Genomic DNA, 5,571 nt, shown 5'->3' with positions numbered 1-5,571 from the left:
CCATTTTTTGTTTGTGCCGTAAGTGAGGTTTATTCAGTGTCAGCAAAGCTGAAACAACTCCAGGAATTAATCGAACCGGGTGTCGTTGCTCTGGGCGTTGATCTTTGGGGAATTGAATATATATCGCAGGGTCGTCAAAACACCCTGCGTATTTATATCGACGCCGAAAAAGGTGTTGATGTAGATGACTGTGCAAAGGTCAGCCATCAGGTCAGCGGTGTGCTGGATGTGGAAGATCCGATCACAGGTCATTACACACTGGAAGTATCATCTCCGGGTATGGATCGCCCGCTGTTTACCCTTGAACAGTTTGCTGCTTATGCTGGTAATCAGGTGCAGGTGCGCTTGCGCGTGGCATTTGAAGGCCGTCGTAAGTTTAAGGGGTTGCTGAACGGTGTGGAAGGGGATGATGTTCTGGTGGTTGTGGATAATGAAGAATATCTGTTGCCGATTGACTACATTGATCGGGCGAACGTAATCCCTCAGTTCTAAGAGTGGTTTTGGGGTATCAGGCGAGGCAGAGGAATGAGCAAAGAGATTCTGTTGGTAGCAGAAGCCGTATCTAACGAAAAAGATGTACCTAAAGAGGTCATCTTTGAGGCGATTGAGTTCGCGTTGGCGGCAGCAACTAAAAAACGTTACGACGAAGAAGCGGATATCCGTGTAGAGATTGATCGTACCAGCGGTGATTACGATACTTTCCGTACCTGGAAAGTTGTCAGCAATGAAGAAGTGCCTGCATTGGGAACTGAGCTGACATTAGAAGAAGCACTGGAACTGGACACAAAACTGCAGCCTGACGATATTTACGAAGAGCAGGTTGAGTCTGTCAAGTTCGGACGTATCGCAGCGCAGACTGCAAAACAGGTTATCGTGCAGAAAGTACGTGAAGCCGAACGTGCAAAAATTGTCGAGTTGTACCGCGATCGTGTTGGAGAGCTGATCTCCGGCAGTGTTAAAAAAGTGACTCGCGATAATATTATCGTAGATCTGGGTAACAATGCCGAAGCTTTGTTGCCTCGCGATCAGCTGATTCAGCGTGAAGCGTTCCGCATGGGTGATCGTGTACGGGCCATTCTGGCTGAAGTACGCGCTGAAGGTCGTGGTCCTCAGCTGATGCTGAGCCGTACCTGTAACGAAATGCTGATCGAATTGTTCCGCATTGAAGTGCCTGAAATCTCGGAAGAAGTTATCGAGATCCGTGCGGCTGCACGTGACACAGGTTCTCGCGCCAAAATCGCAGTCAAAACCAACGACGGTCGTATTGACCCGGTTGGTGCTTGTGTCGGCATGCGTGGTTCCCGCGTTCAGGCCGTATCTAACGAGTTGGGCGGTGAGCGTGTTGATATCGTGCTGTGGGATGACAACCCGGCACAGCTGGTTATTAATGCAATGGCTCCGGCAGACGTGGCGTCCATCATCATTGATGAAGAGACACACTCAATGGATGTGGCTGTGGCAGAAGAAGCGCTGGCAATGGCAATTGGTCGCAGCGGTCAGAACGTGCGTCTGGCAGCTGAATTGACTGGCTGGCAGCTGAATGTAATGACCGAAGAAGAAGTTGCTGAAAAGCAGCAGAACGAAACCGGTTCTGTACTGGAAGCGTTCGTCGAGCACCTGGATGTTGACGAAGACGTCGCTGAAGTGCTGCTGGAAGAAGGTTTCACCACCCTGGAAGAAGTTGCCTATGTTCCGGTGGAAGAGATGCTTGAAATTGACGGCTTCGATGAAGATATCGTCGAAGAGCTGCGCACACGTGCCAAAGACGCGCTGCTGAACCTGGCGATTGCAAGTGAAGAGCAGCTGGATAAAGCTGAGCCCGCGGAAGATCTGTTGGAGATGGACGGTATGGACCGTCACCTGGCATTCCTGCTGGCCGCTAAAGGCATCGTGACTATGGAAGACCTGGCCGAGCAAGCAGTGGAAGACCTGCTGGACGTGGAAGGCCTGAACGATGAGAAAGCAGCTGAATTAATTATGACAGCGCGTGCGCCTTGGTTTGAGGACCAGGACTAACACGGGCCGGCGGAATAGGAGAACCCGAAATGGCAGAAGTAACAGTAAAGCAACTTGCCGATGTGGTTGGTGTTTCCGTTGATCGTTTGCTGACGCAGATGCAGGAAGCAGGCATTAATGGAAAAACTGAAGGCTCCGGCGTTTCAGAAAGTGAGCGTCAGTCATTGCTGACCTTCCTGAAGCGTAGCCACGGTGAAAACGCTGAAGATGGTGAGCCGAAGAAGATCACTCTGAAACGTAAGACGACTTCCACGCTGAAAGTAGCAGGCGCTTCAGGTAAGAAAAAGACCGTGAACGTTGAAGTACGCAAAAAACGTACTTACGTGAAGCGTGATGCACTTGAAGACGAGCAGCCAGAACAGGTTGAAGAAGCAGTGGTTGCTGAAGCAGCAGACGCTGCTCCGGCTGAAGTTGTTGCAGAAGTAACTGAACAGCGCGAAGCGGAAGACGCAGGTCCGTCCGCAGAAGAGCGTGCGAAGGCTGAAGCGGAAGAAAAAGTGCGTCAGGAAAAAGAAGCGGCGGAGAAAGCCGAAGCAGACGCAGCTGAAGCTAAGCGTCTTGCTGAAGAAGCGGTTCTGCGTAAGCAGCAGGAAGCAGTGCGTGAAGCTGCTAAGAAAACTGAAGCGGAACGTCAGCGTACGCGTGCGGATAAGAAGCCGGGACGCGGAGCGGACAAAAAGCCGGGTGGCGGTAAAGGCGGTCGTTTCGACGATAAAAACCGTCGTGGCGGCAAGATTAGCCGTAACAAAAACGCTCGCGGTGGTTCACGTTCTGCACCACGTTCGAACGCTCACGGATTCACAGAGCCGACTACGGCTAAGGTGATGGAAGTTAATATCCCTGAGAGTCTGACCGTTGCTGATTTGGCGAAGAAGATGAACGTCAAAGCAGCGGAAGTGATCAAGGTGATGTTCAAGATGGGCGCGATGGCGACCATCAACCAGGTGATCGATCAGGATACGGCTGTACTTGTCGTTGAAGAGATGGGCCACACGCCGAAACCAATGCAGGAAAATGCAGTGGAAGAGGCGCTGATGGAGAGCATCCAACAGGCGCAGGGCGAACAGGAAGGCCGTGCTCCGGTTGTTACCGTTATGGGTCATGTTGACCATGGTAAAACCTCTCTGCTTGATTACATTCGTGCAACTCGCGTAGCGTCTGGTGAGTCTGGTGGTATTACTCAGCACATCGGTGCTTACCATGTAGAAACCGACAACGGTATGGTTACTTTCCTGGATACTCCGGGACACGCGGCATTTACAGCGATGCGTGCACGTGGTGCGAAACTGACCGATATCGTAATTCTGGTTGTTGCTGCGGATGATGGCGTGATGCCTCAGACCGAAGAGGCGGTACAGCACGCGAAAGCGGCTGGCGTACCTCTGGTTGTTGCAGTGAACAAGATCGATAAAGAAGAAGCCGATCCGGATCGTGTTAAGAACGAACTGGCTCAGCGCGATGTTATTCCTGAGGACTGGGGCGGCGACGTAATGTTCGTTAACGTTTCTGCGAAGTCTGGAGAAGGTATTGACGCGCTGATCGAAGCGGTACTGCTGCAATCCGAGATTCTGGAGCTGACGGCTGCGCCTTCTGCTCCGGCACAAGGTGTTGTGGTTGAGTCCCGTCTGGATAAAGGTCGTGGTCCTGTTGCAACGCTGCTGGTTCAGAACGGTACGCTGCGTAAAGGTGATATCGTGCTGGCGGGTCTGCACTACGGTCGCGTACGTGCCATGCTGGATGAAAACGGTAAGCCAATTGAATCTGCAGGTCCTGCGATCCCGGTAGAGATTCTGGGTCTGGACGGAACGCCGGCTGCGGGTGATGAGTTCACCATGGTGACCAACGAGAAGAAAGCACGCGAAGTTGCGCTCTTCCGTCAGGGTAAATACCGTGAAGTGAAACTGGCACGTCAGCAGGCGTCTAAGCTGGAAAACCTGTTTGCCAACATGCAGGCTGGCGACGTCAAGTCTCTCAATATTGTATTGAAGACAGACGTACGTGGCTCCCTGGAAGCGCTGTCTAACGCATTGGATGACCTGTCCACTGAAGAAGTAAAAGTGAACATCGTTTCCAGTGGCGTAGGTGGTATCGCAGAAACTGATGCCAACCTGGCTGTTGCATCTTCCGCGCTGATCATCGGTTTCAACGTTCGTGCTGATTCTCAGGCGAAGAGTGTTGTCGAGCGTGAAGGTATCGAGCTGCGTTACTACAGCGTTATCTATGACATCATCGATGATGTGAAACAGGCGATGGGCGGTCTGCTCTCTCCTGAGTATCGCGAAGAGATCGTCGGTATTGCAGAAGTACGTGATGTCTTCCGTTCACCTAAGATTGGTCTGGTTGCAGGCTGTATGGTGACTGAAGGTACGGTATTCCGAAACAAGCGTATCCGTGTACTGCGCGACAACGTTGTTATCTATGAAGGTGAGCTGGAATCCCTGCGTCGCTTCAAAGAGGCAGTGGCAGATGTTCGTCAGGGTATGGAGTGTGGTATCGGCGTTAAGAACTACAATGACGTTAAGGTCGGTGACCAGATCGAAGTATTCGATACCGTCGAAGTTCAGCGTACGCTGTAACAAACAGTTCTAACAGGACACTATGGCTCAAGAATATAGTCGTACACAACGGATCGCTGACCAGGTACAACGTGACCTGGCCCAGCTGATCCAGTTTGGAATCAAAGACCCCCGCTTGGGTATGGTCACTGTCAGCTATGTGAAGATCGCAAAAGATCTGGGCTACGCTGATGTGTATGTGACTGTGCTGCCGCTGGGTGGAAAAGATGAAGAGACTGCCATTAAGGAATCACTGTCTGTATTGAACAATGCAGCGGGTTTTCTGCGTGGCGAGCTGGCGCGACATATCAAACTGCGAGTGATGCCCAATCTGCGTTTTCATTTCGATGCAACCGTAGAACGTGGTCGTCACCTGCATGGTTTGATTGAAAGTGCAGTGCGTCTCGAAAACAAGAAAGATCAAGACGAGGAGTAACCCGTGGCGCGAAGACGCAATCGTGGTCGCGCGATCGACGGGATTTTCCTGCTCAACAAGCCTGCGGGTATGTCTTCCAACGGTGCACTGCAACGGGTAAAACGCCTGTACGGTGCAGCGAAGGCAGGGCATACCGGCGCGCTTGATCCTCTGGCAACCGGCATGTTGCCGGTCTGTCTGGGGGAAGCGACCAAGTTTTCCCACTATCTGCTGGATTCTGATAAACGTTACATCACCACGGCTAAACTCGGTATTCGTACCGATTCCAGTGATGCGGACGGCGAGGTTATCGCCGAAGCGCCAGTGGGTGATGATGTGACTGAAGCCCGTATACAAGCCCTGATTGAAGCGCATTTCACCGGTGAGATCGAGCAGGTCCCTTCGATGTTTTCGGCGCTAAAGTTTAACGGCCAACCGCTGTATAAGCTGGCGCGTCAGGGTATCAAAGTCGAGGTGAAGTCACGTAACGTGACGATCCATGAGATTCGGTTGACCGGCTTTCGTGGCGATGAAGTTGATCTGGATATTCGTTGCTCTAAGGGCACCTATATTCGCTCAATTGTT

5 protein-coding genes are annotated in these 5,571 nt (G+C 51.9%); all 5 read left to right on the top strand.

All coding sequences use genetic code 11. The features are described 5' to 3' along the window. Positions 1–36 precede the first annotated feature (36 nt). On the top strand, positions 37–492 hold the full coding sequence (gene rimP / locus ABYW01_RS12690) for a ribosome maturation factor RimP (protein WP_193954942.1): 456 nt from the start codon (positions 37–39) through the stop codon (positions 490–492). 33 nt (positions 493–525) lie between these two features. Then, positions 526–2,016 (top strand): transcription termination factor NusA, encoded by a 1,491-nt coding sequence (gene nusA / locus ABYW01_RS12685; RefSeq protein ID WP_372833223.1) that lies wholly within the window; start codon positions 526–528, stop codon positions 2,014–2,016. A gap of 29 nt (positions 2,017–2,045) precedes the next feature. Beyond that, positions 2,046–4,592, top strand: coding sequence for a translation initiation factor IF-2 (gene infB, locus ABYW01_RS12680; RefSeq protein WP_372833221.1), 2,547 nt, complete (start codon positions 2,046–2,048; stop codon positions 4,590–4,592). 22 nt (positions 4,593–4,614) lie between these two features. After that, positions 4,615–5,007, top strand: coding sequence for a 30S ribosome-binding factor RbfA (gene rbfA / locus ABYW01_RS12675; RefSeq protein ID WP_193954945.1), 393 nt, complete (start codon positions 4,615–4,617; stop codon positions 5,005–5,007). Between the two features lie 3 nt (positions 5,008–5,010). Beyond that, positions 5,011–5,571: tRNA pseudouridine(55) synthase TruB (gene truB, locus ABYW01_RS12670; protein WP_372833218.1), on the top strand; the 561-nt coding region annotated here is incomplete at its 3' end.

It is taken from the genome of Pontibacterium sp., from assembly GCF_041587635.1.
Lineage (GTDB): Bacteria > Pseudomonadota > Gammaproteobacteria > Pseudomonadales > Balneatricaceae > Pontibacterium.
This window is presented reverse-complemented; position numbering and strand designations above follow the sequence as displayed.

Excerpts from the sequence above, each read along its gene's own strand:
- infB (WP_372833221.1), top strand. The coding sequence starts at position 2,046 with ATGGCAGAAGTAACAGTAAAGCAACTTGCCGATGTGGTTGGTGTTTCC.
- nusA (WP_372833223.1), top strand. The coding sequence starts at position 526 with ATGAGCAAAGAGATTCTGTTGGTAGCAGAAGCCGTATCTAACGAAAAA.
- rbfA (WP_193954945.1), top strand. The coding sequence starts at position 4,615 with ATGGCTCAAGAATATAGTCGTACACAACGGATCGCTGACCAGGTACAA.